Source organism: Nostoc sp. (genome assembly GCF_036917635.1).
In the GTDB taxonomy this organism is placed as follows: domain Bacteria; phylum Cyanobacteriota; class Cyanobacteriia; order Cyanobacteriales; family Nostocaceae; genus Nostoc.
The window spans coordinates 54,201-80,300 of record NZ_JBALCW010000040.1 but is presented as its reverse complement, the minus strand read 5'-3'; the positions used below and the strand labels follow the sequence as shown (position 1 = coordinate 80,300).

Genomic DNA, 26,100 nt, shown 5'->3' with positions numbered 1-26,100 from the left:
CTTTTTGCTCAAATCATTATGTCAATAGGGTTTGAGATGCGCTTACGGGCGTGATGGGGATTCGGGAGCAGATTCGCTTAACCTATCACACGCCGAAGCCCGAATGCAGGACGAGATAAAAAGCCGCAGAGAAAATCGCAGCACCAAGCAGCGTGCAAGCTGGCAGCGTCAGCACCCACGCGAGTATGATGTTGCGGATCGTATTCGCTTGTAGACCAGAACCATTCGCCGCCATTGTGCCTGCCACACCAGACGACAATACGTGTGTGGTACTAACTGGTAGCCCAAAGCGATCAAGAGTACCAATTGTTACGGCTGCCACTATCTCAGCAGCAGCGCCCTGACCATAGGAAAGGTGCTGTTTACCAATCTTTTCACCTACTGTTACAACGACACGTTTCCAACCAACCATTGTGCCAATACCTAGTGCCAGGGCGACGGCTGTTTTCACAAAATTCGGAATGAACTTGGTCTGTCCATCTAACAGTTTCTGGTAGTTCACAAGCGCCTGCTTTTCTTGAGGATCAGTCAACTGGTTCTGCTTATTCAGCTTTCCAATTGCTGATGAGATAAAATACATATTGCTGCGTAGTACGCGGCGATCGTTACTAGCAAAAGCTTTGAAACTCGTCTTTCCAGACAGGCTATTTGCCATTTCCTGACTCTTGTTAGATAGTGCTGCAAAGGTTTTGTCGCTAGCTTTGCCTTGCTCCCCAAGGAAGTTTGTCAGTTCATTGGTTGCATCTTGATTACTTAAAGAAATTCTGGGCGCGTGGTGTTCGATGACTGGCATCACAGAGCTTGATGTAGCAGCTAACTGAGCGATGGTCGCGGCATCGGTATTCAAGTTTAGGGAAAATATACCTGGTAGGATGCCGACCAAGATCAGCACGAGAAGACCCATTCCTTTTTGCCCGTCATTTGAACCATGAGCAAAGCTGACGCTAGTACAGGTTAGGATTAATAAACCTCTGATCCAAGGTGGCGGTGCTTTCTTTTGATCTGCTGGCTGGTACAACTGTGGCTTTTTGAGTAGCGCCTTGGCTAGTAATAGTAGCAATCCTGCGGCGCAGAATCCGATAATTGGCGAAATCAGCAGAGAGATGAAAACTTGCTTGACTTGCTCCCAGTTGATGCCCTGGCTTAAACTATGGCCTGACGAGATTACTGAATGCGCTAAACCAACTCCCATAATCGCTCCGACCAAGGCGTGCGTACTCGAATTTGGTAATCCCAAAAACCAGGTTCCGAAGTTCCAAATGATGGCTGAGATCAGAAGAGAAAACACCATCGCGTAGCTAGGCCCCGAACCAACATTAATTACCAACTCAACTGGCAACAACGCCACGATGCCAAAAGCAACTGTCCCTGCTGACAGCATTACACCAATCAGGTTCCAAACCCCCGACCAGACGACAGCGTAGGATGGTTTTAACGAGTGAGTGTAGATGACTGTAGCAACTGCGTTAGCGGTATCGTGAAAACCGTTGATCGCTTCAAAAAACAGCGCCAGTCCCACCGCCAACACTAGAAAGAAAACAGTACTTACTGTTATGGACTCTCCAAACAACTCCATATAATATTATCCACGTTGGGCAATATGTAATATTCATTAATACTAAACAACATAGTTTTATAATTTAAGTCAACTTTAAAATGAGGTTAAACTTTGTTCAAGCCAGGTACAATCGCTTGCACCAAAGATGCTGCCCAATCTGGTTATAAGTGCTACTGAAACCTTTCCAACCGACTATGCTTTGCTATAGTGCGCCCGCAGTTGGTCAATGTAATCGCTATACTGCTGTGCCAAGCTCTCATCATGTAACACAACGATATTTTCAGCATTCTGTGTGGCACTGCGAGAAAAGTTAAAACTGCCACTCACCACAATGTTGTCACAGACCACAACTTTATTGTGCATGAAATTGTGCTTGCTGTCTGGTTTATAAGGCTGGGAGTGCTTACCAACCAGATGGGATGACACCTCTTTAAAAGTTTCAGCAATACCCACACTTGCTTCAGCTTTGAGCCAAAGTTTTACCACATGAGACATTTGTATTGCATCATACACTCCACTTATATCTTTCACCTGTTCGTGTCTAAGGGCATCATCAAGGGCAGCTAGAATTGCATGAGAAGTGATGATCATGGAAGCAATCTTGATTCGCTTTTTTGCTGAACCAATCAAACTAGAAATGATGTGGTCAATAGTCTGACCCTCCCCTGGCGAGAAGGCGAAATCAACTTCAATTGAACCAATATCAACTTTACCAGTATCCGCAACACCAGTAGTCTTGATATTGCCACTCACCCACAATTCCTGAAAATCAGTTTCATAGTATGAGCAAAGCTGCGGCGAAAAAATTTGCAATATATTGTTATCTTGGTAAGTCCAAGCATCGTCGGTGAAATTGGCTGAACCAGTCCAAAGAGTTGCTTGAGGGGTATTCACATCTCGGATGACATATTTATTATGCATCAGTTTTGAGCCAGCAATGCTCTTTATTTCAACTTGGGTTCCCTCAAATACACTTTCTAGGAATGCTTTGGTTCCTTTTGGTGCTGGATCGCTACCACTAGCGATAAAGGCATCGACTGTTTTAGTTTCAGGTTTTCCATGATCAAAAGCAATTCTTACTTTGACACCCGCTTGGGCTTTGTTCTTAAGTGCTGTAATTACAGGATCTGCAAGGGTTGATTCCGTTAAACGAAAATCATAGATTGCAATGTGCAGACTTGACTTGGCTCCATCAATAAACTCAGCTAATTATTCTGCAATCAGAAGTGGTTGCCCTTTCTTTCCACCATGATTTACATCTGTTAAGAAAGTCGGATTAATTGCTGAACTCACTTTTTTCGACATAAGCCAGTTATTTTGAGTTATTTGCTTTTACTGTACTCCAAATTGACGAAATAGTTTGACAAATAAGTTAATTAAAGATATTAAATAAATCTGAATTTTATATAAAAAGCCGAGAGATTAATATTTGTTTATTCTCAGTTTAAGCTAACCTTAAGCAAAAATTAGTAGATTTGTAAATTTGATATTATGTATACTTTTGAAAGCCTTGCTTTATGATTGACTGAAAAGTGTCTAGTAAAATTTTTCAACTCTGAAAAGTAGTCTATTATGAGCAAATTTACCAAAGCAACAAAATCTCTAAATCATCATCGTTTCAAGCATTCTTTGGGCGCACCGCTAATTCGAGTAGTTGGGGAGATTGAAAAATTGTTTCCGGCTCCAGAAAATCATCATGGTGCGAATCATCAGCATTTAATTTTAAGCAATATTCAGGTAGAGCATACTGAGGGTTTTCCAGAAGGACTAGAAGTGAGCAATGAAATTTTTGTGGCTATTCGCTTTGGAGATAATGAAGGGTTAGTAGATCCGGTACCATTTATCGCAGGAGAACTAGCACGGATGCAGGGTGAATATATAGATGCTGCTCAAGCTTATGCGACAGAGGATAATCCCGGTTTGTCTGTACTGCATTTTACTCATCATCCAGTGGGTTTTGTAGAATTTCCCATTCGTAGTCAAGATTCACACGGGCCAATTTACACCTAAATAAGTTGCAGTTGCGTCTAGGAAGTAAATTTTCTAGAGGCAACTGCAATAGAGGATTAATCTTTTGTAACTAAAGGCTGATAATCTGCATGAAATCATCTCATCTTCTATTATTAGTAAGTTTATGCTTGAGCTTATTATTGTTAATCACACCTTTACGAGCAGAGGAGGGACAAGGCAAAGCCAAAGGATATGCTCTCATGAGCAATAACACCAACCAACAGGTATTGGGAGCGGGTAATACTGAAGCGATTAGGCTTGCTGAAAAATCCCCGTTAGTGCAATCAGCGAAAAATTTTTTGGTAAACCAGACAGAGAAAATAAAAGATGTCAAACTGAGAAAAGCCACACTTGATGCAATTGATAATCCCAAAACCTGTATCATGCATAGATATGGGTTAAGCGATCGCAAAAAGCAAGAGATTGTACAGCAATTGCTGAAAGTCGGCTTGGTAGATGCTGCGGACTATATGACCTTTCCAGGTGGACTAATAGCTGGAATTTTCCCACCAGTTAGCAATGATGGTAGTGTCTGCCCCCAACTTCCCCAGTCTTTTTTCTCTGCACCTGGAAGTGGAAATAACAGTCACCATGCTTATCCCGGAGGACTACCAATACATGAAGCATTTAATAATATTAGTAATTTGAGCTTTGCGAGTAACTATCGGCTAATATATGGTCAAACAAACAGTAATGGTTTACCAATTGTCAATCCAGATAGTAAAAGTAAAGTAGATTCAGATATTTATATCAGTAACGATCTATTAATTGCAGCACCGATTTGGCATGACTGGGCTAAGTCAATCGTCTTTCAGTGGAACGCTTCAGGCACTGAGTTCGAGGAATTAAACTTCGGTGGAAATGGTAAAACAGACAATTACGGTGCGTCGGGCGATTCTAAAACTGGTAGTCATCACATCATCAGTATAGCTGAAGCGATGAAGCGAAAGTTATCCCCTGAGTTTGTGATTACTCAAGCTTGCGCCCACTCAGCTCCGACTCTCGGTAACGAGTACAAGGTAGTTAACTGGTTACGTACTGCTGCGATTATGGCTGGAATTGACCCAGTAGCCCAAGGATATTTATTTATATCAAAGCAAAACAATCTGCGTCTACCGAGTGTACGTCAACTTGGCAACTTCTCACCACAAGCAAATTCATCACAAACTAACTTACTGGCTGAGTATGCCTTCCATAACCTGTCAGATGCAGATTTTGTTTTATCAATTCCGGCTGTTGCTATTGTTCAAGAACAATTGAGAGCGATCGCTCCCCAGTTCGGGTACAATCCTATGGATACAAAATACATATTACAATTTCGCAATCCTGTGCTAAGTTACTTGTCTGCCGAACGGTTGCTAATTATTTATGGCAATCATGGAGTTGATGGTGTGATTACAGAAATCAGGAAGCTCAGTCAGAAAAAGATTATCTAGCTCGACTAAAATTTGGCAGTTCTGGCATAGAGCAATCAGGATAAGCTCATCTAATTTGGTAATTCATCGACCATGCTTGCATCTACTTTTTTAACAAATCTCCACATAATTATTATTGATTTTTTTATAATTTTGTGCATAGCATCTGTTTTGTTTTATTGCTGTGCTATTTATGCAGCAATCACTTTTTTTGGTGTTCCCCAGCCAATTGATCGAGAATTTCATCCACCTGTTAGTATCCTGAAACCTATTTGTGGGCTTGATAGTGATAGTTATGAAAACCTAGCCTCATTTTGTCAGCAGGATTATCCAGAGTATCAAATCATCTTTGCTGTACGAAATTCTCAAGACCCTTGCATAGAGGTTGTAGAGAAAATTATCCACAATTTTTCAGATTTGGATATTTTGTTGATTGTAAGCGATCGCGTCATCGGTACAAACCTGAAAGTTAGCAACTTGGCAAATGCCGCAGACAAAGCTAAATACGAAATTCTAGTCCTTGCTGATAGTGACATCCGAGTTGGAACAGACTATTTGCAAAAAGTTATCCAGCCATTGCAAGACAAAAGTGTGGGTGTAGTTACCTGTATGTATCGATCCTTAACTCAAGGATGGATATCGACATTAGAGGCTATTAGTACTACTACTGAGTTTCATGCTGGGGTTTTAGTCAGCAACATCCCGGAAAATGGGATAAAATATGCTTTTGGTTCCACCATTGTCATCCCCAAAAAAGTACTAGAAGCGATCGGTGGATTTGAAGCGATCGCTGATTATCTAGCAGATGATTTCCAACTTGGCTATCTCCCTGTGCAAGCAGGTTACAAGGTTGTGCTTTCCGACTACATAGTTGAACACGTACAGATAAGCAACAATTTAGCTCAGGCCATCAAACGCCAGATTCGTTGGGCGCGTTGTAAAAGAGTTTCTCGTCCTTGGGGTTATCTAGGACTAATTTTTACCTATGGTGTCGTCAACAGCTTGCTGCTGCTGATTGCCACCGATGGTTCAATACTGGGATGGGTAGCATTATGTATCTGTTGGGTAACAAGATTGGTGATGGCTTGGGTCGTTGGTACTATTAGTTTGAAAGATCCAATAGTCAAAAAATTTCTCTGGCTCGTTCCTGGGTGCGACTTGTTAAGCTTTGCTATTTGGTGTTTTGGCTTTATTGGTAACAATATAGAGTGGCGGGGGCAACAACTGAAGCTAACTAAAGATGGAAAGCTACTAGTACCACAAGACAGAAGTTACAGCAGATTGCAGGTAAATGAGGTACACTAAAAATGCGTGCATCAGACTTACGAGAAAAAATAGTACAAATTTACCAGCAAAGTAATACTTTTGTACTAATTTTACCAGACGGAATGAGTGTCGAATGCTTCCGTCGCAATGATGTAGGACATTGGGTACTTTACCCTTATGAAAAAGAAGAAGTGCATTTAGCTAGCGTTGATTTTCGGTGTGCGATCGCAGAAATATACGAAGATGTAATATTACTAGACGAGAATATTTCTTAATCCAACATTTCTGGGTCAATTCCTAAATCTTTGAGTTGTTCAACAGAAAGAGTACGCAACTTATCTGTAATTAAAAGTCGCTTCTGTCGTTCACTTTCAGCCCTTTGTCGTTCAACTTCCGCCCGTTCCTCACCAGTTAGCAATAAATTTCCTTGTGCATCCCACCAGCGTAACCAAGGTAACTCTGCATTCTGATAAAATCCCTGCCAGATTCCCAATTCTACCCCTAAAGGAGCAATTGGGTAATGTCCCCGTTCATTGGGTTGCATCAGTTGATAGGTAAAATCGATTAGGTGATACACCTCAATCTGAGCTTTTGCTACTTCATAAATCCCATAATAAGGGACTCGAATCGCCTGCTCATAAACCCAAAATTTACCAACATTTCCACTTTCACCTTGAGATGGTGGCGTATTATCTCGTTCTTGGGAACCATCTCCAGAAACAAATTCAATCACAATTAAGGGTGCAACATACTCTTTCCACAGCACATAAGAACGCCGCATTTTACCATTCAGAGTTGGTGGTACATTCGGTACATAAAACCAATCGGGTGCTTCCGCGCCTTTTTCAGGAGGTTCTGTCAATCGCCAGTAGATACCAGAATCTTGTCCAATACAATATTGACCGTCAGGATGGCGTTGTTCTAGAACTGGTTTAATTGAATCTGTAATTAAGATGCTTTGTGGATGCTCCTGAAGATTTTTCACAAATGTACCATCTGAGTCTGGTAACTCGGTGTGATCGGGTAAAGTTAATGTCGATAGGGAAGTCACGTCGCTTCGCTCCGAATTCAAAAGTCAAAATTCAAAATTAATAATCCCCATAAATTTAGGGGCAAGTCAAGGAGGGAAAACAAGATTATATTTCTAGGACTTACGCTTTAAAGGCAGTGAAAGCCCTGATTTACTGTAGGGGCAATTTATCAATTGCCCCTACATTTGGTACTTGATGCCTAAGTCCTAATTTCTATTGTATCAAGAAAGGTAGAAGGCATGATAGCGCATCGGTAGCGAGTCTGCGATCGTCGGTATGAGGAATTTATTTGATCATAATTTTTCCTCTCAGATTTAAATTTTGAATCTTTCAATCCAAAATTTAAAATTTAAAATCCAAAATTTTGGGATTGAATAGCATTAATATTGGTTACAAATTTGCTTTCGAGACTTTTTCAATTTGCCCAGCAAAGTATGCTTCCTGATATTTGAGTTGTTGGGCTAATTCTAACCCTTTTTGAAAAGCTGTTAGTGCTTGAGGAAATTCTTTGCGTTCTAGATACAATTGCCCAATTTGGTCATAAGCTTGCATCAGCCCGTAAAAGTTGGCGGCTTGGGTTTGTGTCTCCACAAGAATTTGGCTAGCCTGCAAAGCCTCGTCTGTTTGTCCTTGAGAATGGTACAGCGCAATTAACTTCTGCAAAGCTTCACCAGCCCGAACGTATTCCTTTAATTGCCAAGCAGTGGTATAAGCTTCTTGATAATTTTTAAAAGCTTCTAGCAGTAAGTTAGGATCTTTCTTTGCTAGAGATTCGTAATTTGAAGCGATCGCTAGCTTTAATTCTGGTATTTCAGTAAGATTATTTTCACTAACGTATATTTCTACTAGTTTATTAAGCACATTCAATGATTGCTGCGGTTGGTTTGTTTGGTCGTAAATTTCAGCGAGTTGTCGCAGATATGTTACCTCGTTTAGATGTTCGCCAAGGGATGTCGCTAAACTCAACAATTCTTCGTAGATTGGCGCAGCTTTGGGATAATCAAACCAACTCAAATGCACCTCTCCAATTGTCTTGAGGGTTTCTATGAGTGCCGTTGTATCTTTTTGCTGTCTCACGACTAGCAAAACTTGGTCGTAAGCTTCGGTAGCTAGTTTAGGCGATCGCACATTTTGATAAGCTTGACCTAGCGATCGCCACAATTCTAGATCAATTGGGGCAGTTGTTTTCTGAGATTGTGCTTGCTTTTGAATTGCTTGCAATCGCAGCGTAATATATTGTACTTCCTGCCCATTATTTTGCTTCCAAGCGATCGCCCCGACTCGTGATAGTGCTTGCACCTCTGCTAATGAACCTAAAAAACGCCGCAAACGAAGTTCCCGGTTCCAAACTTCAAACGCCGCCACCTGATCTCCTGCTTGCAGTTTAGCTGCTGCTTCTTGATTTAACGCATCCAGCGCTGGTTCTAACTTTTGCTGTTCTTGGATTAACGGCTGTTTATCTTTGGGCAAACGTGGTAGCAGTGGATCGGGTGTGGTAATTTCTAAGGGATTAGGAGGAAATTTATCCAGTGGTTTAGGCTTTTTAGTCTGTGCCAGCGTCAAAGAACTGCTAAAGAGGATAGCGGCAGTAACAATCACAATTAAACGCCTGAACATGGGTACTTTACCTTGCCTTGAGTTAGTTGCATGAGTTAATTATCCCCATGCCCTATTATTTTTACCTTATTCCAGCAATTCCGAAGCATCACTGGCATTGTTTCATGTCTCTATTTAGTCTATGTATTTAGGAAATCAAGCTATACAAAGCTAATATTAGCAAAGTTTTTTAAGTGTAATTTCTGAATTTAAATAGCATATTTAGATAATTTATGCAAGCAAGAATCTCTTGAAAATGGCTGCGGGATATACTGAATAATTCAATAAAACTTATTATTTGTCTTCCGATGAGTCAGGAAATATACGCTCCCAATAATTAATTAATATCGGTATCCTTTATTAGAGCTATTAGATCAAATTAGCTCTAAAAGTCAAGAAAATTAGTATTATTTAGCACTAATACTATAAGTAGTAACGTGAAAAACTTTTAGCATTACTGATTTAGAATTTTTTCATGAGTCTTCTTTGGTGGAACGAAGATATAGCCGTTTGAACTGGGGCTGCTAGTAACCTTTCTGCTTCTGTGCGGTACAAGACACTAACAGGGGTACGGGCTTTCTAAGGTCGCTAACCCTGCACTAATTGTTACCCGTCTACAGAGCTGGCTCACCGTTTTTACCAATTTAGTCAGCAGCTACTTTTTCAACTAGGAAGGTAAAAAATGAAATGGGCTATTTATAAAAAGAATAGTGGCAGTTTTGTAATAGCAGTCGCAATTATGACTGGTGTTGGCGTAGTCTCGTATCTTAGTTTGCTTCAGTATAAAGAAAACGCTCAATGGGTTACACATACACGCGAGGTGCTGGAAAAGACTAAAGAAGTAATGTCACAGATCAAAGATGCAGAGACTGGACAACGGGGCTATCTTCTCACGGGCAAAGAAGAGTATTTAGAACCCTATCGCACTGCAACTGGTGAGATTAGTCAAAAAATTAAGGCTCTGCGCCAATTGACTGCGGATAACCCCAATCAACAACGGCGGCTCGATCGCCTTGAACCCCTGGTTGGCAAAAAACTAGTTTTGATGGAACAGGCAATTAACGCCAGAAGCAAAAATTTAGACTCCGCGCTGCAAATAGTTCAGACAGATAAGGGTAAGCAGATCATGCAGGATATCCGAATGCTGACTACAGGTATGGAGAACGAAGAGAATGAGTTGTTGAAACAGCGGTCAATAAAGGCGAACGCCAGCGCTCATCAAACAACTTTCTTGACTCTTTTTGGCAGCGTTATAGCTTCTCTGATCGTCGGTTTAGCAGGGATAATTACCAATCAGGAACTTGTAAAACGCAAGCGGATGGAAAATTTTCTGCAAAAGGCTCGTGATGAGTTAGAAATAGAGGTTAGCAAACGCACTGCCGAACTCAGAAGCATTAACGAAGAATTGCAAACTGAAATTAATGAGCGTAAAAGGGCAGAGTCAGAGATTTTGCGCCTGAACGTCGAGCTTGAGGGGCGAGTTGCAGAACGCACAGCACAACTCGAAGCCACTAATAAAGAGATGGAAGCATTTAGTTATTCAGTGTCTCACGATCTGCGGGCCCCCTTGCGGAGTATCGACGGCTTTAGCCAAGCGCTACTAGAAGATTATGCTGATAACCTGGACGCACTAGGTCAAAATTACCTCCAGCGAGTGCGTGCAGCTACCCAGCGAATGGCACAATTGATCGACGATTTACTGAATCTGTCACGACTGACGCGTAGTGAGATGCGTTACGAAAAGGTGGATTTGAGCGCACTGGTAGAGGCGATCGCTACAGAGTTGCACAAAACCCAACCAGAACGCCAAGTAGAGTTTGTCATTACACCGGGATTGCTTGCTAATGGTGATGCTCATCTTTTAGGGATCGTGCTAGAAAACCTGCTGGGTAATGCGTGGAAGTTTACAGGAAAAAATCCAAAAGCACGCATAGAATTTGGGCTTTTGCAGCAAGATGACACCCTTATGTATTTTGTCCGTGATGATGGCACAGGCTTCGATATGGCTTATGTTGAGAAACTCTTCGGTGCTTTTCAGCGCCTGCACGCCATGACTGAGTTTGAAGGTACTGGCATCGGACTAGCTACTGTGCAGCGAATTATTCACCGTCATGGTGGCCGTGTCTGGGCCCAAAGTGCAGTAGAGCATGGCGCAACATTTTACTTCACCCTTTAACTATAGGAGATACAACATGATTTTACTTGTAGAAGATAATCCTGACGATGAAGCGCTAACCCTACGCGCACTCAAGAAAAACAATATTATGAACGAGGTAGTAGTGGCACGCGATGGGGTAGAAGCCCTAGATTATCTCTTTGGTAAAGGTGTGTACGCCGATCGCGACATGAACGTTATGCCGAATCTCATCCTCCTAGATTTAAAGTTGCCTAAAATGGATGGTTTGGAAGTTTTGCGACACCTGCGAACCGACGACAGGACAAGAATCCTTCCCGTCGTCATTCTCACCTCGTCCAAAGAGGAGCAAGACTTAATCAATGGTTACAGCTTGGGTGCTAACAGCTATGTTCGCAAACCAGTAAACTTTTCCCAATTCAGCGAAGCAGTGCGCCAACTAGGGTTGTACTGGTTTGTCTTAAACGAATCACCACCAAGGGTATAGCTTACCAAAGGGGGCAGGGGGAAAGAAGTATGAATGAAAACTTTAGTTCTGGGTTATTGCCCAATTTAATAGAAGAATTGTATCGAGGGTCAAGTACTACGAGATACAAAGCGAAGCCATTGCGGTGGAAGGGTTTTCCGGCATAAAGGAGGCAGTGCGCCCCTGCGGTTTCCCCACTTGAAGCAACTACCGTCAAGTGGGGCTCGAAGATCAATCCCACCTTTTTAAAAGTGGTTTCCAACTGAGCCTCCTGCCTCCTTAGCAATCCTCCAAAATCAGGTTATAAGTAAGTGGGCGCAAATAATCATCACTGGCTCGTAGTTGCGCTAAAGCGCAAGACAGCACAACTAAGAGCCAAATACAGAGATTTTACTTTTCGTTACATAGTTTGGTTTTATCTTACCTACCTACTTAGATACAAAGCTGACTTTCAAAATTTACGAATTACGAATTACGAATTACGAATTACGAATTACATGGGTATACCACTGCGCGTATTACTTGTTGAGGATTCAGAAGATGACGCTTTGTTGATGCTGCGTGAACTGCAACTTGGTGGCTATCAAGTAACCTTTGAACGGATTGATACACCCACAGCCATGAAAACTGCGATCGCACGGCAAACATGGGATATCATCATCTGCGATTATTCCATGCCCGCCTTTAGCGCCCCTGCTGCATTGAAGCAAGTTAAGGAAAGTGGACTTGACTTGCCATTTATTATTGTATCAGGCACTATTGGTGAAGATACCGCAGTAGCTGCTATGAAAGGTGGTGCCCATGACTACATCATTAAAGGCAATTTAGCACGACTTATCCCTGCTATTGCCCGCGAGTTGCGTGAGGCACAGGTGAGACGGGAACGTAAACAAGCAGAGGAGCACATTAAAGCATCGCTTCAAGAAAAAGAGGTGCTATTAAAAGAAATTCATCACCGAGTAAAAAATAATTTGCAGATTGTTTCTAGTCTGCTCAACTTGCAAGCAGAGTATCTCAAGGACAATCAAGCCCTTGAGGTATTTAAAGATTGCCAGAACCGCATTGAATCAATGGCTTTGATCCACGAAAAACTATATCAATCTCAAGACTTGGCAAAAATTAATTTTGCTGACTATATCCAAGATTTAGTAACTAATTTATTTTATTCATACAACGTTAATTCCAGCGATATTACCTTAAAAATGAACGTTGAGGAGGTTTTTCTAGCTATTGATGCAGCTATTCCTTGCGGCTTGATTATCAATGAACTTATTTCAAATTCCTTAAAACATGCCTTTCCCCAAAGAAAACCGGGACAAATTTGTATTGAGATTTGCTCCCTAGAAGCAAATTTTTTGAGACTTACTATCAGTGATAATGGTATCGGTTTTGCCGAAAATTTTGACTTTAAAGCTACAGAATCATTAGGTTTGCGATTAGTCAAAGGTCTAACACATCAGCTACAAGGCAATATCAATTTTATCAGTTATAACGGAGTAGAGTATAAAATTATATTCCCGAATAAAGAACTCTAAAATTATAAGTTTAACGAAATCATGCATCCAGCAAATATATTAATTGTTGAAGATGAAATGATCGTAGCAATGGATATACAAAGTCGGCTACGAAAATTTGGTTACACTGTTCTGGGGCTTGCCGATTCGGGAGAAGAAGCAATCAAAAAAGCAGCAGATAATTCTATAGATTTAGTTCTAATGGATATTCACCTCAAAGGAAAGATGGACGGTGTGGAGGCTGCTCAGATAATTTATAATAATTTTAAAATTCCAGTAATATATCTTACTGCTAATGCAGATGAATCAACATTGAACCGAGCAAAAAATACAGAACCGTTTGGCTACATTCTCAAGCCTTTCAAAGAAAAGGAATTAAAGTTCACTATTGAAATTACGCTTTCCAAACATCGAACGGAAAAAAAATTAAAACAGAACGAACAATGGCTGACTGCTGTACTTAAAAGTATTGGAGATGCTGTAATTACTAGTGACGAATCTGGAACTGTAACTTTTATGAACCCGATGGCAGAGGAACTGACGGGTTGGAATTATTCTGATGCGCTTGGTAAAAAAGCAACAGAAATATTTAATATAGCTCATGAAGAAATTCGGATAATGGTTGAAAGTCCGATCAGGCAAGTTCTTCAGTCTGGCGTTCCTGTCGGTCTACCAGAGCAGACAATACTTATTACTAAAAACGGTAGAGAAATCCCAATTGATGATAGCGTCGCAGCGATTAAAGATGACAACGGTAACATCACGGGTGCAGTTTGCGTTTTTCAGGATATCACTGAGCGTAAGCAGATATTGGAGGCACTAGCACGTCGCCAGCAAGAATTCAAAGCACTAGTTGAAAATGCACCTGATATTATTTCCAGATTTAACACTCAATTGCGCTACGTTTATGTTAATCCAGTTATTGAAAAGGTTACAGGAATATCAGCCAAAACATTTATTGGCCAAACAAACGTAGAGTTAAATCTGCCAGAAGAATTTTGCCGGATATGCGATCGCAAGCTTGTGCAAGTTTTTCAAACTAAGCAAGAAACCGAGTTTGAATGCAGTTTAGCGATCGCTCAAGAAACAAAACATTACCATACCCGTCTTGTTCCTGAATTGGCTAGCGACGGCTCAGTATGTTTTGTTTTGAGTATTTCTCGCAACATAACTGCTCTAAAACTTGCAGAGGCGCAATTAATTTATGAAGCTTTTCACGATGTCCTGACCGGTCTGCCAAACCGCGCTTTATTTATGGAACGGCTAGAACGGTCGCTAATGCTGACAAAACGACGTGCGGAATATACATTTGCTGTTCTGTTTCTAGACCTAGATCGCTTCAAAGTTGTCAACGACAGTCTCGGCCATACAATTGGCGATCAACTACTAACTGCCCTTGCTCGCAGACTGGAGAAGTGCCTGCGTGCTGGAGACACAGTTGCCCGTCTAGGGGGAGATGAGTTTACAATTTTGCTTGAGGATCTCAACAACATCAATGACGTAACTCGCGTAGTGGAGCGGATACACGAAGCTCTGACATCTGCGTTCCACCTCAGTGGATATGAGGTATTTACCACCGTCAGCATTGGCATCGCCCTAAATAGGGGTAGTTACAACCTACCAGAGGAACTCCTGCGCGATGCTGACATTGCAATGTATCGCGCTAAAACGTTAGGTAAGGCACGCCATGAGATATTTGACTCAAGCATGTACAGGCAAGTAACGAAGCTATTAGAGTTAGAGATGGATTTACGGCGGGCAGTTGAACGCCAGGAGTTTCAGGTTTACTACCAGCCAATTGTGTTGTTAGAAACTTCCAAAATTATTGGTTTTGAGGCTCTTGTTCGCTGGCAGCACCCACAACAGGGATTAGTTCCGCCAAACAACTTTATTCCACTAGCAGAAGAAACTGGGTTGATTATCCCTATTGGTTATTGGGTACTGGGCGAAGCTTGTCGCCAGATGCGGGCTTGGCAAATACAATTTCCTAATGACCCACCTTTGACAATCAGTGTAAATCTTTCTACTAAACAGTTCTCACAACCGGGGCTAATTGAGAAAATTACCCAAATTATGCAAGAGACTGGTCTGGAAGGTAATAATTTAAAGCTGGAAATAACCGAAAGCGTACTGATGGAAAATATTCAATCAGCAGCTTTTATGCTCTTGCAACTGCAACAGATGAATATCCAATTACACTTAGATGATTTTGGCATAGGCTATTCATCGTTGAGTTACTTGCACCGCTTTCCAAGTAATGCCTTGAAGATTGATCGTTCTTTTGTTACTAAGATTGGTGCTAACGGAGAAAACTTGGAAATTGTCCAAGCGATCATCACCCTAGCCCAGAGTCTAAATATAGATGTAATCGCAGAGGGCGTAGAAACTGTAGAGCAACTGGCACTACTTAGAGCCATGAAATGCAAGTACGCACAGGGATATTTGTTCTCCCAACCCCTGGATAACAAGTCGATAGAGACATTAATTGCATCTGGCATTCGGCCCAGACAAGAATAGAGTTACCAAACCTAAGCATTTAGCGGCTCTCTTTTTCTGCTCCGGCTCGTTCGCGTGTCAAGCTATCAATAGCGTCACCCAAGGCAGTAGTGAGGCTATTACGGGTTTGAGCGTGGTTATCCTGCTCAGTTTTCAAAGCTTGCAAAAGGCGATCGCGTTCTTTGATTAGGACGATGAGTTTAGCTTGCAATTCCTCTACAGATATTAGTTGTTCTATTTCTTGTTGGATCGCTCTTACTGGTGTTTCAGCAGCCAGTGTCTCCATCTCAAGACAAGAGAGTTTATGCAAATCTGCCTTGAGAGATGCGATCGCCTGTTGGGCCAATTGGGCATCCGTGCGCCGTTGTTCTGCTTCTGTGTTGTAAAGCTGACGCCATTTTTGGGCGCTTTCCCAAGCAGCATCGCGATCGCTCTCAAGTCCCGCCATCTGCTCTTTGAGCATCTGGATTTCTGTCAACCACTGTTGTGTTAAATCTTGATTCATAAATAATTTGTCATTTGTCATTTGTCATTTGTCATTTGTCATTTGTTTTCTTCCCCTGCGTCCCCTGCCTCCCCTACTCCCTACTCCCCACTTGGTATTATTACGGTAAAAAGATAAATGCGATCGCTACGGAAAATTTGGCACAGTAGTTAATAAAGCTAACCAGTTTTAACTCTAAATTATGCCAAAGCCTCGTTTTTTACGCTTTTTTCGCCACCTCAATTGGCGCACGCTCAAAAAAACTTTTGCTAGGACAATCGAAAGACGACTTTTTGGACTCGCCTCCGAAATTGCTTTCAATGCTATGTTATCGCTGTTTCCAGCAATTCTTGCGATCGTTACAGCCATTGGCTTATTAGCAGAATCTTTACAAGCTACCTTTAAACAACTGGCGACACAACTAAGTCAAGTCCTACCAGAACAAGCTCTCGACTTGATTCGTGATTTTGCCACCACAGAAATTACTAACTCCAAAAACAGTAGTTTATTTTCTCTGAGCTTTGTATTAGCCATTTGGACTGCTTCTGGGGCGGTGAGTACCGCGATGACTGCCTTCGACCAAATCCATCAAATTCCTTCAGAAAACATCCGTCCCTTTTGGAAAGCCAAGCTGATCTCTCTGGGGTTAACGGTCGGGACAATGTTGCTTTTAGTGTTGGCTTCTTTCTTAGTGTTTACTAGCGATCTACTGTTAGCAATGGTAGTGCACGGAAATGGTTCTTTGATTTTCTTATTGCATCTTTGGCAGCTTTTACGCTGGCCTTTAGCTTTAAGTATTGTTGCTGTCGCCTTTAGCTTTGTCTATCGCTATGGCCCAAGCCAGTGGAATTCAGGCACGCCAATGATGCCTGGAGCAATATTAGCAGCTGTTTTCTGGGCGATATTATCTGCTCTATTTCGGCTTTATGTGGCGAATTTTGGCAATTATAATAAAGTCTATGGCGCAGTAGGGGCTGTGATAGTTTTAATGCTTTGGCTGTCGATGAGTGCTGCGGTTCTGTTAATCGGCGATCAGTTGAACGTGACTGTCGGCGAAGATATGCGCCAAAAGCACAGTTCAGAATCTCGTGAAAAATATTAAATTGTAAATATCGTTATAAATCCCTGAAAATTTTTTTGCAAAAGTTCAGTAGGGGAGTAAAATGTCTAACGATTCAAGACAAACTTAGCGATCGCCTTCATGCCTGATTCTCCTTTTCGATTTTCGATGATTGAACCTGATGCCAAAGCACCCACCTTGAAGCGCCTGCGTCAGTTAAGTCGGCTGCTAGATAATGTTATTACCATTCCTGGTACGAAGATTGGTTTTGGTCTAGATCCAATTTTAGGACTTATACCTATTGGCGGTGATTTTTTGGGAGTCATGTTTTCTAGCTACATCATCCTAGAAGCAGCGCGGTTGGGTGTCTCTAGAGCCACTTTAGGCAAAATGGTTCTGAATGTGATCATTGATGGCTTAGTAGGCGCTGTCCCAGTATTGGGAGACTTTTTTGATTTTGCCTGGAGAGCTAACACTAATAATATCAAGCTCTTGGAAGATTACTTAAAGTTTCCTAGCCAGCAAAAGAGTGCAGACGGGTGGTTTATCTTTGGCGTTTTGGTAGGATTGTTGCTGATTGCCATTGTTTTAGTAGCATTACCAGTGATACTAGTTAGAATGCTGTGGAATGCCTTAACTGGCGGTTAAATTATTTATTGATAATCGAATGAAAGATTGGTGGCAAGCTACTTTTCCTAAAGGGCGGCAAAGTCTAATTATTACTGATGCTAAAGGGTATCCTGTACAAATTGCTTATGGCGAAATAGGTAGAGGTAAACCGCTAATTTTATTACATGGTATGGGTAGTTGGAGCTATAATTGGCGCCATAGTATAGCACCATTATCTAAACATTTTCGGGTAATTTGTTTTGATGCCAAATGTTTTGGTTTTTCCGAAAAACCCTTGTCTCGTAGAGAAGATAACGGTCATCAAGTTATTGAGTTTAAAAGAGTTATTGAGGCATTATGCGATCAACCCGCAGTGATTGTAGCTGAATCTCTGGGGGGATTGGTTGCCCTTGCCCTTGCTCAAGAAAATCCGCAGTTAATCGGGCGGCTTGTAGTCGTAAACGTACCTATTTTTGCCGAACGTCTACCCCATTGGGCTATGTGGTTACTTGCCCAAACGCCCCTGGAAATAATACAAACAATTGATTCTTTACGACTGGCATATTTGTTTGCACCTCTATTTAGAGAAATTATGGCGATAGAAAGACGTAGAGTATTATTTGATCCATCAATTTTGACACAGGAAGATGTCTATTGGATAACTTACCCGTTTATTGAGCTACCTGGTACGGTCGCAAAAGTCGCCGAAGAGTTACAAATAGCAGCGCGAGAAATTGAGAATTGGCAAGAAAATAAGCCGAATATGCTTACCAAAATTCAAAATAACCTGAGTGCAATTAAGTGTCCTACACTAGTTTTGTGGGGTGAAAAAGATAGTTGGTTTCCTGTTAGTCATGGTGAAAAATTGCATCAGCATATTCCCAATTCTAAATTAAAAATTTTGTCTAACTGCTATCATGATGCCTCAACTGGTGCTTTTGAAGTGTTGAATGCAGCGATTATTGAGTTTTTACGGGATACTGACCAATAATTCATAGTTCATAATTCATAATTCATAATTCGTAATTACGGAGAGAGCAACTTTATTTATCAATAGAGAAATAAAAAGAAAGTGGGAGGAAGCATATCAGTCAGCTTTCAAACTCCCACTCTGCCATTTGCCACTGAAGTGAACAGGAATGTATACAGACGTTGCCCGTTATTTGGGGGTTAATGCGTACTTCAACAACAACGCCCATACGCATTTAATATTCCTGTTGCAGCAAATGCCAAACCTGATTATTAATATTTATTTGCTGATAAAAATACTCTGCAAATAATTGGTAGAGATAGTTTTTTGTTTTTGCAAATCAGTTAGTAGATAGTGTTTTACGAAAATAATTTTTACGTGGTAGTCCCTGATAACAAAACCCTTGAAGTCGTTTATCTTTGTACAATTTAACTTGGTTAATTAGAATCAGGTTGCCATTTTGGCAGGTATTTAAATTTCCAAATTGCTCACCTGTTGCAGCACATCGCCTTCTCTTGCTTTTCTGCTGGATAACCATATTTTCGCAGCAGGTGCTTGACTAATCGGGAAAAGGCATAATAAGGCATTCGCAGCCAAATTACGGAACAGGTAGCACTATCCAATCAGGGTTTTATGAGATTTAGTAGTTTTAGAATTTTTATACCCAGCTTTAATTGCTTAGTATACCAACCAAAATATTAATTAATTCAGTTAATTCTTCTGGGACTCGATATAATTTGAAGTCTTCAGTTATCTGTTTTTATTGGCGTTTATAAGTAGCAAAAATGATACTAGTAAATTCTTTGCTCACTGGGTATTCCTGATAAACGATTTTTGGGCGATAGTATAACTGTAGATTCTTTCAATTCTCTCATCTACTATGCCAAAACAGTCTATAGGTCTCGAGCCTCAACTCTATAATTACCTTTTATCCGTTTCGCTGCGGGAGCCGGAGATTCTTTTGAAGTTACGCCAAGAAACCGCCAACCATCCTCGAAGTGTAATGCAGATTTCACCAGAACAAGGGCAGTTTATGAGACTTTTGGTGCAGCTAATTGGAGCAAAAAAAACCCTGGAAGTTGGTGTATTTACGGGTTATAGCTCACTTTCTGTAGCTTTAGCACTACCGGCTGATGGCAAGATTATTGCTGCTGATGTGAGTGAAGAATTTACTGCGATCGCGCGCAGGTATTGGCAAGAAGCCGGGGTTGCCGATAAAATCGATCTCCGATTGGCACCAGGCTTGGAAACTTTAGATCAGTTGTTGGCAACTGGGCAAGCCGAGACATTTGATTTTGCCTTTATTGATGCTGATAAACAAAATTATGATGCATATTATGAGCGATCGCTGCAATTACTGCGTTCAGGTGGATTGATTGCTATTGATAATGTTTTGTGGTCAGGACAAGTTGCTAACCAGGAATATCAAGATGAAAGCACCCAAGCTATCCGGGCGCTCAACGAGAAGTTATATCATGACGAACGGGTAACGCTCTCCCTTGTCCCCATTGCTGATGGGCTTACTTTAGCCATCAAGCGACCTTAATACAGTTTGATGCAAGCCTAATATTATAGCTGTTTCAATTTTTTTTAATCCACTAAGGTAGCACAGATGTGCTACCTTAATGCATGTTTTACTTCTATTTACTTAGAAGTTGTAGCCAACTCCAAATAGTAGCCCTACATCAGTGTCATCCAGAAAAGCAGCATTTACAGCACCTGTCACCGTAAATCGAGAACCAACAGGAAGGTCTACACCACCAGTTAGCAGTAATCCAATATCAGTATTAGCATTAGCTTCAATTGCTACACCAGCACCCAGATAAGGAGATATAGCAAAGGTTCTTGCCCCCACCGAACCTGCTGTGCGGGGAGAAAAATCCAAAGTCAACGGAACCATAAATAGTGTATCATTTCCAAATATCACCGATGGTCGCACTGATATATTGCGTGTCAGACCAATTTTGCTGATCGCTGCAAAGTTACCGTCGCTCAGAGCTGTATCGTTGCCACTCAAACCAATGTTACCAGCAACTCCAATATAGCTAGGGCCACCAAGAGTAGTTCTACCTGGCTTTACCTGAGGTGTTGTAGCATTTGTGGTTCCTGTTCCTGGTTGATTTAACTGACTAATGTTAATATCAGGCGGGACGAGGACTTGATTAATTGCATAGATAACACCATTGCTAGCTTTCACGTCCGCCTGGATAACTCTGGCATTATTCACCGTGAGTTGATTATTTGAGCGATCGATTTTAATTTTTACAGGGCTTTGTTCAGAGGTTTTCAGGTCTCCAGCCGAGAGCTGACTAGAAGTGACTGCACCTGGAACGACATGGTATGACAAAATCTTAATCAAGGCATCTCTGTTTTCTGGTTGCTGTAACTGCTGTAAGGTTGCAGCAGGTAAAGCAGCAAATGCTTGATCGGTGGGAGCGAATACTGTATAAGGGCCAGCCTGTTGAAGAATATCTGCTAAACCTGATGTCCTTAATAAAGAAGTCAGAGTGGTAAAAGAACTACTCGATGCAGTAAGAGAAACAATATCTGTACCGATTTTAGTTCCACCGACAATATATTGACTAGCTGGAAGATTGCTCGCAATGGCTTGCACTCTTCCCTGTTTAGCCAAAGCTTGATATAATAGTGCCGCAGCTTCAGCACGAGTCAGGGGCTGTTGCGGATTGAGTTGTTTTAAATCTGGATAATTAACAACAATATTAGATTGTGTTGCTGCCGTCACACTAGCAACAGCATAGTTCGGGATAGCTGAGGCATCGGTGTAGTAAGTGCTAAGATCGCTACTGGTTCCAGTGCTGCTAGCAGTTAAACCCAAACCATTGCTTACAGCAACGAGCGCCTGTACCTTCGGTATTTGTTCATTTGGTCTAAACACGTTCCCAGGATAGCCTGCCAAAAATCCAGTTTCGTAGGCGTTCTGAATTGCAGAAGCCCCCCAATAGCCAGCAGGAACATCCTTAAATCCACCTGCGCTTAATTGCCGAACTCGATTTTGGTTAGGGAAAGCTTTTTGAATTAAAGCGGCAAACTCAGCACGAGTCACGCCTTGATTTGGCCTAAAGCTGCCATCAGGAAAGCCAGCAATCACGTTATTGTCAGCTAGGGCTTGAATGAAGGGACGCGCCCAATAATCTGACGAAACATCAGTCAAGTTTACTGTTGAAGTAGGCGATGGTGTTGTAGGTGATTGTGTGTCAGGTGATTGTGTTGCAGGCGATGGTGTCGTAGATGGAACAGTATTTTGAGATAAAGCTGGGGTAGAAATTACGATAGGAGTTATTGTTGCAGCTGTCATTCCCAAAACTACTAAAGAAACCCTTGCTGATGGCCAACGAAAGAAACTAAACATGGAAATATCCTCTATCTAAATGTTCACCACACATAGTACAAAATTCCTATTTGGTTCTTGAAGAACCCCATATAACACTAATAAACATAAGCAACGATATTGTGCTATATGGTATCTTGCAAAAATAAAGATGCTTAAATGCAAGTAGGCGATTTTATAAATCATAAAATCGCAGCCAAGCACTAGTATAATTAGCTTTTAATAGCCGTCTCTTTATAATTGCAGAAGAGGGTTAATGCAGTCAAGCAACATGCCTCATGATCTTTCGCAACATTTAAGAAATAAAATTTGTCCTTGCGATATACTGTATTAGATTATTAATCTTTAAGTAAAATTATACAACTAACTAATGGCTGGATTTCGAGGAAGAACTTTCACTCTTTAGATAGTTGTCTGTGACGGTAAATTTTTAAATATTAGATTGAAAATTAGCGATCGCAATCAAAATTTTTGGCTAGTAATTATTTTTTTGCAAAATCTAATTTTATAAAAATGAACCCACGGATAAACTGGGATTTTTGAAAGGTGTCTAATATGTAACAATCTTGCTGATAACTCCTCTGGAGGCTGGGGAGGCTGGGGAGGAATTTTGGAAGTCGCTAAATCGTCCCGCTTTCTCTGCAATGCCAAAAGTTTTAGTTATACCTTTGCTAAAGTTTGTCACCGTTGAATAAGACTAGAGTCCCAGGGGTTAGGGAGAGCGATCGCATTTGAGTCTCCCATTCAGGAATATCTTTGTAGAGTTGATATTCCAGGTTACTGGATGAATTATCAACTAAACCCAGCAACACTGTATAGCGTTTCTTGCCATAGTAAGAGGTATGGTAATGATACTGGATGTGATCTCCAGGCTCACTGTAATAGTACAATCCGTAAGTATGGGAATCGGTATCAGGGCAGGGAAAGAGTTTTTATCCTGTAATTTTGTTGAGGAACTCAAAAAAGGCACTGATACCGATTCTGTATGAAGATGCGCTAAACCATATTTACAGCGCTTTTCAAGTAATTGAACTACACCACTCCCTACTCCCCGTCTCATCTGTGGTCTAAATACCTGAAAAATGCTGTAATACTCACTTTGGCTAATGACCATTTTAGTACCTTAGTAGTTTTATCAAAGATTGTAACCCATAGAAAAAATTTAATGAGCCACAGCGCCACCAGTTGGCTTCACCTTTTTGAGGAATAAAATAGCAAGCCCACTGACTAATAAGGCAATACCAATAAAGTAGAAACAATCGTTAAAAGCCATCACAAATGCTTCCCGGCGGACTATATTAGATATAGATGCGATCGCTTGATTTTGTGCTGTACTTAAATCTGCTCCCCGGCTGATAAAATACTGCGTCATTTGGTCAATTCGCTGTTGAGTTTCTGGGTTATATAAAGACACTGTATCACCCAATCTATTCGAGTGAAATTGCTCTCTATTAGTTAACAAAGTTGCTAAAGATGCAATTCCGATAGAACCGCCCAGATTCCGCATCATATTAAATAAACCACTTGCCGAACCTGCTTCTTTCGGACTTAATCCACCAGTGGCGATAGAACTAAGCGGTACCATAATTAGGGGTTGTCCCATTGCACGCACAATTTGCGACCATCGTAATTGATCTAATCCTGTTTCATTAGTCATTCCAGAGTTCATAAATGCACTAATGGAAAACAAAGCCACACCAACAGCTACCATTAACCGCACATCAATGCGTTGCATCAATTTGGGGATGAGGGGAATAATAAATAGTTGGGGAATACCAGCCCAAATTAATACTTCACCAATTTGCAGCGCATTGTATTGTTGAATTTGGGTAAGATACAACGGTAAAATATAAATTGAACCATACAACCCTACCCCCAACGACACATTCACAACACTGGCTAAACCAAAGTTACGTCTAGACAAAAGCCGTAGATTAATAAATGGTTGCTTTCGAGTTAATTCTATAAAGAAAAATATCGCTAAAAAAATTCCCGCAATTACACTTAAGCGCACAATCAACGCTGAACCAAACCAATCTTTGCGGCTACCTTCTTCTAAAACAACTTGCAGGGAAGCTAACCCAATAGCCATCGCAATAATTCCCCACCAGTCACCTTGTTTCAGTAAATTAATTTGGGGTTTTTCTTGCTTAATTCCATACCAAACACCAGCTAGCATTAATGCCCCTGGAATTACATTTATATAAAAGTTGTATTCCCAACCAAAGTTTTCTGTTAACCAACCTCCTAATGTTGGGCCAATTGAAGGTGCAAAAACTGCACTAAACCCAAATGCAGCCAGTCCAACTGATTGCTTAGATTGGGGTAAAGTCGTTAATACAACTGTCATAGCGGTAGGAATTAATACTCCTCCGCTAAAACCTTGTAAGGCGCGAAATAAAATCATGGAATTGAGATCCCACGACCAAGCACAGCATATAGAAAAGAAAATAAATAGTGCAGTATTTACTAACAGATAACGCTGTAAAGAAAACACTCGTGATAACCATCCTGTTAGAGGAATTACCACAATTTCTGCCACGAGATATGCTGTAGAAATCCAAGAACCTTCTTCTAGGGTTGCTCCTAAACTTGCTTGAATATCTTGCAGCGAAGCATTAGTTATTTGAATATCCAATACCGCCATAAATGCACCAAGCATACTGGCTAATACACCAATCCAGGTTCTTAGCGGTACACTTTCTGGTGGCGCTTGCTGACGAATTACCCCTGCATTAGCCATAGTCTTTTTCCTATTTCAAGGTTAAGTTGTAAAAAATCTCTTATTAAATCTTAATTTTCTCTCTGCACAGCAAAATTAAAATATGATCCCTACTTAAACTTCCTAAGTTTCGATAATCCCCTTTTGCTCATAAATTGGACGCATCATTTTCTTTAAAGCAGGCAACTGTCTGCTAAAAATGATCGACCCTAAAATACAAACTATACCATCAATGATTAAAGTGTTGGGAGCGCCAATATGACTGGCTAAAAAACCTCCTAATAAATTGCCCACGGGAATCATCCCCAAAAATGACATTGTATATAAGCTCATCAATCGCCCGCGTTTGTCATCTTCTACAATTGTTTGTAAAAAGGTGTTGCTAGCAGCAATTTGGAGAATTGTACCTAAGCCAACAAATAACATTGTAAATAAAGAGAGGGGTAAAAATCTAGACAATGAAAAGGCAATTAGACCAATTCCTAAAATTGCTGGTGCTAAAGCAATCAATTTACCAATTCCTAAGATTGTTTGGCGCGTAGTCAAATAAATACCACCAGTTAAGGCTCCAACTCCAGAAGCCGCCATCAAAAAACCCAAACTTTCTGCACCACCTTTAAGAACTTGTTCTGCAATAATTGGTACCAAAATAGTGTTTTGCAGCCCCATAAGGCTAACTAAAGCTGATAGCAATAAGATTGATCGAATCGGTGGGAAACTAAAGGCATATATAAATCCCTCTTTGACTTTTTCTATGGGATTACCGTCAGTTACTACATGTTTCCACGGTTTAACTTTCATTGCTAATAAAGCGGCGATGACAGCAATATAGCTCAAACCATCAAATAAAAAACAATAAGCAGTTCCAACCCTGGCAATTAATAAACCCCCGATCGCAGGGCCAATTAATCTAGCACCGTTGATCATGGTAGAGTTGATAGCGATCGCATTGCCTAAATCTTCTCTGCGCTCAACCAATTCTGGCACAAAAGCTTGGCGGGCTGGCGCATCTAAGGCGTTAATAAATCCTTGCAACAAACTCAAGGTGATAATCTGCCATATCTGGATAACACCAGTCAGCGCCAGCGCTGCTAATGTTAAAGATTGAATCATCGCCAATACTTGCGTACAAATTAAGGTACGATATCGAGAAAAGCGATCTACAAAGACTCCGCCAAAGGGAGCTAAAAAAAAGCTAGGAATTTGACTCGAAAATCCCACAACTCCTAGCATTAATGGGGAGTTTGTCAAGCTATAAACTAGCCAAATCGTGGCTAGTTGTGTCATCCACGTCCCAATTAGAGAAATACCTTGTCCGGCAAAAAACAGCTGGTAGTTTCTTGACCTTAAAGCAGGTAGTAGGGGTTTTTTCATGTTAGGCTTGCTTGAGACTAATCTGGTTTTATAAATATCATTTCAA

20 protein-coding genes and 1 pseudogene are annotated in these 26,100 nt (G+C 41.0%); 12 read left to right on the top strand and 9 right to left on the bottom strand.

The window, feature by feature from the left end:
• Positions 1-85 precede the first annotated feature (85 nt).
• Together V7K32_RS11220 and V7K32_RS11215 are read right to left on the bottom strand one after the other, a co-directional pair.
• Complete coding sequence (locus V7K32_RS11220; RefSeq protein WP_334993109.1) at positions 86-1,576, bottom strand: inorganic phosphate transporter; 1,491 nt, start codon at positions 1,574-1,576, stop codon at positions 86-88.
• 174 nt (positions 1,577-1,750) lie between these two features.
• Entirely contained in the window at positions 1,751-2,755 is a 1,005-nt protein-coding gene (locus V7K32_RS11215; RefSeq protein ID WP_334993161.1) for a phospholipase D-like domain-containing protein, read from the bottom strand.
• Positions 2,756-3,130: 375 nt separating this feature from the next.
• On the opposite strand from V7K32_RS11215, the gene V7K32_RS11210 reads away from it, so the two are divergent.
• From V7K32_RS11210 to V7K32_RS11195, 4 genes and pseudogenes are all read left to right on the top strand, one after another.
• Positions 3,131-3,568 (top strand): hypothetical protein, encoded by a 438-nt coding sequence (locus tag V7K32_RS11210; RefSeq protein WP_334993107.1) that lies wholly within the window; start codon positions 3,131-3,133, stop codon positions 3,566-3,568.
• Between the two features lie 89 nt (positions 3,569-3,657).
• The gene (locus V7K32_RS11205; protein ID WP_334993105.1) at positions 3,658-5,004 is read left to right on the top strand and encodes a hypothetical protein; all 1,347 of its coding nucleotides are present in this window, start codon (positions 3,658-3,660) and stop codon (positions 5,002-5,004) included.
• 72 nt (positions 5,005-5,076) lie between these two features.
• Positions 5,077-6,288, top strand: a complete 1,212-nt coding sequence (gene hpnI, locus V7K32_RS11200) for a bacteriohopanetetrol glucosamine biosynthesis glycosyltransferase HpnI (protein ID WP_334993103.1) — start codon at positions 5,077-5,079, stop codon at positions 6,286-6,288.
• Between the two features lie 59 nt (positions 6,289-6,347).
• Positions 6,348-6,524 (top strand): annotated as a pseudogene (locus V7K32_RS11195) (Uma2 family endonuclease); the annotation flags it as partial.
• Here the strand turns inward: V7K32_RS11195 and V7K32_RS11190 are convergent.
• Together V7K32_RS11190 and V7K32_RS11185 are read right to left on the bottom strand one after the other, a co-directional pair.
• Entirely contained in the window at positions 6,521-7,300 is a 780-nt protein-coding gene (locus tag V7K32_RS11190) for a Uma2 family endonuclease (protein WP_334993101.1), read from the bottom strand. The pseudogene V7K32_RS11195 and the gene V7K32_RS11190 overlap by 4 nt on opposite strands.
• 370 nt (positions 7,301-7,670) lie before the next feature.
• On the bottom strand, positions 7,671-8,897 hold the full coding sequence (locus tag V7K32_RS11185) for a tetratricopeptide repeat protein (protein ID WP_334993099.1): 1,227 nt from the start codon (positions 8,895-8,897) through the stop codon (positions 7,671-7,673).
• 661 nt (positions 8,898-9,558) lie between these two features.
• Between V7K32_RS11185 and V7K32_RS11180 the strand changes: the two genes are divergently transcribed.
• The 4 genes from V7K32_RS11180 to V7K32_RS11165 all read left to right on the top strand — a co-directional run bounded on the left by V7K32_RS11180 (position 9,559) and on the right by V7K32_RS11165 (position 15,507).
• Entirely contained in the window at positions 9,559-11,052 is a 1,494-nt protein-coding gene (locus tag V7K32_RS11180; RefSeq protein ID WP_334993097.1) for a sensor histidine kinase, read from the top strand.
• A gap of 16 nt (positions 11,053-11,068) precedes the next feature.
• Positions 11,069-11,497, top strand: a complete 429-nt coding sequence (locus tag V7K32_RS11175) for a response regulator (protein ID WP_334878183.1) — start codon at positions 11,069-11,071, stop codon at positions 11,495-11,497.
• Positions 11,498-11,787: 290 nt separating this feature from the next.
• Positions 11,788-13,011: a sensor histidine kinase gene (locus V7K32_RS11170; protein ID WP_334993095.1), complete on the top strand. Its 1,224-nt coding sequence runs from the start codon at positions 11,788-11,790 to the stop codon at positions 13,009-13,011.
• 21 nt (positions 13,012-13,032) lie between these two features.
• A complete protein-coding gene (locus tag V7K32_RS11165; RefSeq protein WP_334993094.1) occupies positions 13,033-15,507 on the top strand; it encodes a GGDEF domain-containing response regulator in 2,475 nt (824 codons plus the stop codon).
• Positions 15,508-15,526: 19 nt separating this feature from the next.
• Here V7K32_RS11165 and V7K32_RS11160 read toward each other — a convergent pair whose 3' ends face one another.
• Entirely contained in the window at positions 15,527-15,991 is a 465-nt protein-coding gene (locus tag V7K32_RS11160) for a hypothetical protein (protein ID WP_334993159.1), read from the bottom strand.
• Between the two features lie 181 nt (positions 15,992-16,172).
• Between V7K32_RS11160 and V7K32_RS11155 the strand changes: the two genes are divergently transcribed.
• The 4 genes from V7K32_RS11155 (at position 16,173) to V7K32_RS11140 (ending at position 20,155) form a co-directional block, all read left to right on the top strand.
• A complete protein-coding gene (locus V7K32_RS11155; RefSeq protein ID WP_334993093.1) occupies positions 16,173-17,072 on the top strand; it encodes a YihY/virulence factor BrkB family protein in 900 nt (299 codons plus the stop codon).
• 99 nt (positions 17,073-17,171) lie between these two features.
• A complete protein-coding gene (locus tag V7K32_RS11150) occupies positions 17,172-17,678 on the top strand; it encodes a DUF4112 domain-containing protein (protein ID WP_334993091.1) in 507 nt (168 codons plus the stop codon).
• A 19-nt stretch (positions 17,679-17,697) separates the two neighbouring features.
• Complete coding sequence (locus V7K32_RS11145; RefSeq protein WP_334993089.1) at positions 17,698-18,630, top strand: alpha/beta fold hydrolase; 933 nt, start codon at positions 17,698-17,700, stop codon at positions 18,628-18,630.
• Between the two features lie 859 nt (positions 18,631-19,489).
• Positions 19,490-20,155: a class I SAM-dependent methyltransferase gene (locus V7K32_RS11140; protein ID WP_334993087.1), complete on the top strand. Its 666-nt coding sequence runs from the start codon at positions 19,490-19,492 to the stop codon at positions 20,153-20,155.
• A gap of 102 nt (positions 20,156-20,257) precedes the next feature.
• Here the strand turns inward: V7K32_RS11140 and V7K32_RS11135 are convergent, their stop codons facing one another.
• The 4 genes from V7K32_RS11135 to V7K32_RS11120 all read right to left on the bottom strand — a co-directional run bounded on the left by V7K32_RS11135 (position 20,258) and on the right by V7K32_RS11120 (position 26,054).
• Entirely contained in the window at positions 20,258-21,979 is a 1,722-nt protein-coding gene (locus V7K32_RS11135; protein ID WP_334993085.1) for a fasciclin domain-containing protein, read from the bottom strand.
• Positions 21,980-22,629: 650 nt separating this feature from the next.
• Positions 22,630-22,848, bottom strand: a complete 219-nt coding sequence (locus V7K32_RS11130; RefSeq protein WP_334993083.1) for a hypothetical protein — start codon at positions 22,846-22,848, stop codon at positions 22,630-22,632.
• A 272-nt stretch (positions 22,849-23,120) separates the two neighbouring features.
• Positions 23,121-24,701 carry a DHA2 family efflux MFS transporter permease subunit gene (locus tag V7K32_RS11125; protein ID WP_334993081.1) on the bottom strand — a complete coding sequence of 527 codons (1,581 nt, stop codon included), beginning with the start codon at positions 24,699-24,701 and terminating at the stop codon, positions 23,121-23,123.
• A 102-nt stretch (positions 24,702-24,803) separates the two neighbouring features.
• On the bottom strand, positions 24,804-26,054 hold the full coding sequence (locus tag V7K32_RS11120; protein WP_334993079.1) for an MFS transporter: 1,251 nt from the start codon (positions 26,052-26,054) through the stop codon (positions 24,804-24,806).
• Positions 26,055-26,100 lie beyond the last annotated feature (46 nt).